The organism is Mesorhizobium sp. M1A.F.Ca.ET.072.01.1.1 (assembly GCF_004023325.1).
In the GTDB taxonomy this organism is placed as follows: Bacteria; Pseudomonadota; Alphaproteobacteria; order Rhizobiales; family Rhizobiaceae; genus Mesorhizobium.
Map to the genome: position 1 here is coordinate 1 of NZ_RZSF01000455.1, position 4,073 is coordinate 4,073.

Annotated in this window: 5 protein-coding genes and 1 pseudogene; all 6 read right to left on the reverse strand. The window is 63.2% G+C overall.

Annotation, left to right across the window (positions count from 1 at the left end; translation table 11 throughout):
- Nucleotides 1-252, reverse strand: a pseudogene (locus EOA32_RS34065) (ATP F0F1 synthase subunit B); the annotation flags it as partial.
- Between the two features lie 62 nt (nucleotides 253-314).
- Complete coding sequence (locus EOA32_RS34070; RefSeq protein ID WP_066999040.1) at nucleotides 315-539, reverse strand: F0F1 ATP synthase subunit C; 225 nt, start codon at nucleotides 537-539, stop codon at nucleotides 315-317.
- A gap of 79 nt (nucleotides 540-618) precedes the next feature.
- Nucleotides 619-1,380 carry a F0F1 ATP synthase subunit A gene (locus EOA32_RS34075; RefSeq protein ID WP_066999043.1) on the reverse strand — a complete coding sequence of 254 codons (762 nt, stop codon included), beginning with the start codon at nucleotides 1,378-1,380 and terminating at the stop codon, nucleotides 619-621.
- Nucleotides 1,381-1,445: 65 nt separating this feature from the next.
- Nucleotides 1,446-1,838 (reverse strand): AtpZ/AtpI family protein, encoded by a 393-nt coding sequence (locus EOA32_RS34080; protein WP_066999046.1) that lies wholly within the window; start codon nucleotides 1,836-1,838, stop codon nucleotides 1,446-1,448.
- Between the two features lie 290 nt (nucleotides 1,839-2,128).
- Nucleotides 2,129-3,310: a cell wall hydrolase gene (locus tag EOA32_RS34085; protein ID WP_095827071.1), complete on the reverse strand. Its 1,182-nt coding sequence runs from the start codon at nucleotides 3,308-3,310 to the stop codon at nucleotides 2,129-2,131.
- Between the two features lie 140 nt (nucleotides 3,311-3,450).
- The coding region (locus EOA32_RS34090) for an MFS transporter (RefSeq protein ID WP_210214876.1) at nucleotides 3,451-4,073 on the reverse strand (623 nt) is incomplete at its 5' end.

The following is a 4,073-nucleotide window of genomic DNA, read 5'->3' on the forward strand; positions in this document are numbered from 1 at the left end:
GTCGAGATCCTGGGTGATGCGATCGTTGCGGACATCGATGATACCGCCGATGCGCGGCATCACAACCCGCTTCAGGAACAGATAGAAGAGCCCGAAGGTGATGACGAGCCACAGGATCTGCGACGGGAAGGTCTCGGCATTGAACGGCGGGAACGTGCCATGCTCCTCGGCAGGCACGGCGGTGCCCGCATGCGTATCGCCCTCGGCCGTGGCCGGCGCGGATTCTTGCGCAAAGGCAGATGTCACGAACATCTCATTCCCCTGTCCATACGGCGGGGCCGCACCATGCGGCCCCTTTCGTCAGCGCGTGGTTCTTACCTGAAGACCAGCAGCAGCGCGATGAGGAGCGAGAAGATGCCCAGCGCTTCGGTCACGGCGAAGCCGAAGATCAGGCGGCCGAACTGGCCGTCAGCGGCCGACGGGTTGCGGAGCGCACCCGAGAGATAGCTGCCGAAGATGTTGCCGAGGCCGATGCCGGCGCCGCCCATGCCGATGCAGGCGATACCAGCGCCGATAGCAGCTGCTGCAGTTGCGTCCATTTCAAAACTCCTGTGGTTTTCGTAATCGTTGCGGTTGGTACGTTGGGTATGCTGGCGCCGGGGCGCCGGTGAAAATCGATCAGTGGCTCGGGTGCAGAGCGTCGTTCAAATACATGCAGGTCAGCACGGCGAAGACGTAGGCCTGCAGGAAGGCGACCAGCAGTTCCAGCGCCGTCAGGGCAACCGCCATGGCGAGCGGCAGGACCGAGCCGGCGATGCCGACCGCACCCAGCGCGCTGAGGCTGACGACGAAGCCCGAAAACACTTTCAGCGTGATGTGGCCGGCCAGCATGTTGGCGAAAAGACGAACCGAGAGGCTGACGGGACGCGAGACAAAGGAAATGACTTCGATCGCCACCACCAGCGGCATCAGATAGCCAGGCACGCCATGCGGCACGAACAGCTTGAGGAAGCCGAGGCCGTGCTTGGCGAAGCCGTAGACGATGACGGTGCCAATGACCAGGATCGCCAGCGTGAAGGTGACGATGATGTGGCTGGTGACGGTGAAGAAATAGGGGAACAGGCCGATCAGGTTGGCGACCAGCACGAACATGAACAGCGAGAACACCAGCGGGAAGAATTGCATGCCCTGCTTGCCCGCCGCATCGCGCAGCATGTTGCCGACAAACTCATAGGCCATTTCCGAGACCGACTGCAGGCGGCCAGGAATGAGGGCGCGGCTGGCGGTGCTCATGTAGAGGAAAGCGGAAGCGACGGCGATCGTCACGACCATGAACAGAGCGGAGTTGGTGAAAGAAATGTCGTAGCCGCCGATATGAAGCGGGATGATCGGATGGATCTGGAACTGGTGGATCGGATCGACCTGGTCAGCAGCAGCCACTTTAAATCCCCGTCAAAGCCACAACCGGCTTCTTAAGTTTCTTTCGCGCCTTGCGGCGCCTTACTTCAGTCCTTCGGTTCGGGCGGCTTGCCGCCCTGGCCGAATTCCGATGCAAGTCCCGACGAACGCAGGACATTGAGTATACCGGCGCCAAAACCCAGCAGCAGGCCGACGATCAGACCCCAGGGCGCGATTCCCGCCAAGCGGTCGATGATCCAGCCCAGGCCGACACCAACCACCACTCCGGCGATGAACTCGCTGGACAGTTTCAGGGCCTGACCGTAACCGGTCGCAGCTTTCGCTTCGTCTTTCCCCTCGAGCCGGTCCGTGCGTCTTGATGCAAGCGATGCTTCAAGCTCGCGCCGGCGGCGCTCAAGTTCGTCGTCGCGGATGGTGGCTTCTGGCTGCCTGCCGCGGCCGGTTTCTCCGGTTCCGTCTGGCCCGTTTTTGTCGGCCATCGCAACCCCCCTGCCCGGGCAGACGATCACCGTCCGTCCGCTTCTAAAGTCGCCGGCAACATAGTTAGCGGGTCCGCGCCCGTCAAGCCACGGGCCGAACTTCAAAGCGATGTATTTTCCCGTTTCAAATCAACGACTTATCCGGGTGCGACATCGTGCCCGTCACGCCTGTGCGAGGACTCGGCGCGAATCCGGGAGGCAAGCCGCTCCGATCGATGCGCGCAGCAAGCGAGAAAGAGCGTCGCCGCAGGGTGCCGATCAAGCGGCTCAGTTCGAGCCGCCTAAACGGCTCAGCTCCAGCCGCCGCCATAGGTGCGATAGAAGATATGCAGGCCGATCCTGGTCATGCGCTGCATGGCGCGCGCCCAGCCCGGATGGACGTAGTTGGCGTAGTAATGCGTCGAGGATCCGACCTCGGGGATGAAGATCTTGCCGGCGGTCACCGCCATGGCGACATCCTGGGCGGTCTTGTACGCGACCGCGTCGTTGATGCGCTTCTTCCTGCCGTCGCAGGCGAAGGAGAACTGGCAGCGGTTGAACCAGTTGTCGTTCTGGTAGACGACGCCGCAGATCGTCTTCGGATAGGCAGGGTTGCGGACGCGGTTGAGGATCACCTGCGCCACCGCGGCCTGGCCGCGCACCGGTTCGCTGCGCGCCTCAAAATAAATGCCCTTGGCGAGGCATTCCTGTTCCGGCTTGGAGAAGACGGCCGCCGGCAGCGGATTCTGCATCCAGGCGTGATCCCCCTTGCCCATTGGCGGGATGAAGCGGCCGTCATTCGCATCGTCCTGCAGCAGAGCCTCAAAGGGCGAGGCCTTGGCATAGTCGGGCGCCGACTGGGCATAGGCGGTGGCGAGGATATCCGGCTTGTCGTTGTTGACGAGAGCGATGAGAGCCGCCGGCAAATCCGGATCGGGCTTCTTGTCCTCGCGGATGTGGAAGGCCTGGGCGATCTGGATTTCCTTGCCCTTGATGCCGGGCTTGGCGAAAGTCAGCTTCAGGCCGCTGTCCATCGCCGGACGGAGCAGCGAGGAGGTACGCTCGAAGATGGAGCCGGCGCTGAAATTCTTCGGCGGCGCAACCGGCGACACCTGGACGAGGCGGCCCTTCTTGTCGGCGCGCACGACGCGGTCCTCATCGGGCGTAGCGCCGGCGACATTGCCCTTGCCGCGGAGCGCCACCGTGCCAACGCCAGGCAGGTCCACGCCGGAGCCGGAGATCGAGCCCGTGGCGGCCGAATCGACGAACGGCATCTCGGCGGCGTGCACCGAGCCGGCGACGGATTTTTCGACATAGGCATTCCAGCGATGGCTGGGCGACTCCAGCCCGGACACGAGGCTTGCCATATCCTGGTAAGCGACGACGGACGGAAAGCCGACCCAGAAGCCGAGCCCCAGAACCAAAGGAGGAAGGAAGGAACGTTTATTCGCAACGGCGGCGGCGACGAGCCGCGTAAGAACGCGTCGATGCACGGAACTCTCCAGAAACGCTACTGACCCCGGAGAGCCAAAATGAAGCATTAACCTTGATGGGGGGTTAACGGCACCGATCGTGTTTTTTTCATGTTGCAGATAAGCCGGCCTCCGCCAGCTGTGGAAAGCCGGCGAAAACGTCAGGCCGTGCGCAGAAAGATCCGCCATGCGATCGCCGCGCAGATCGCCGCCGCCAGCCACACGCCCGGCCATGCGAAGAGAAGCAGAAGCCAGGGAATGGCGATCGGCACCAGGCAGAAGCCGACAAAGACCAGAGTGTTGGCGAGGCTGAGCGCGGTGCCGACATGGCCGGCTCCGGCAAGTGTCGCAAGCTCGGTATAGGCAACTCCATGCCAGGCCGATACGCAGATGCCGGCTACGATCACCATAAGGGGCAGGAGCAACAGCAGCGACGGCTGGCTGGCCGCAGCGATGGCCAGAATCCATAGCACCAGGAAGGCCAGCGCGCTCAGCGCGCTGCAGAATCTAAGGAACGGCCTTCGGTTGCGGTGGCGGTCGGTGAAGCGGCCGCTCCAGACGCGCATCGCCATGGCGCCCGTCTGCACGGCGGCGAGGGTGGCGCTGGTCACCCATGTGCCCATGCCGGCAAAGTCATGCAGGAAGACGGAGGCAAAGGTGAGCACCGCCACCTGCGGGAAGCAGAGCAGGCCGATGGCTGCCGAGATGCGCCAGACCTCGATGTTGCGCAGCTGCGCAACATCGAGGTCTGGCGCATCTCGGCAGCCATCGGCCTGCTCTGCTT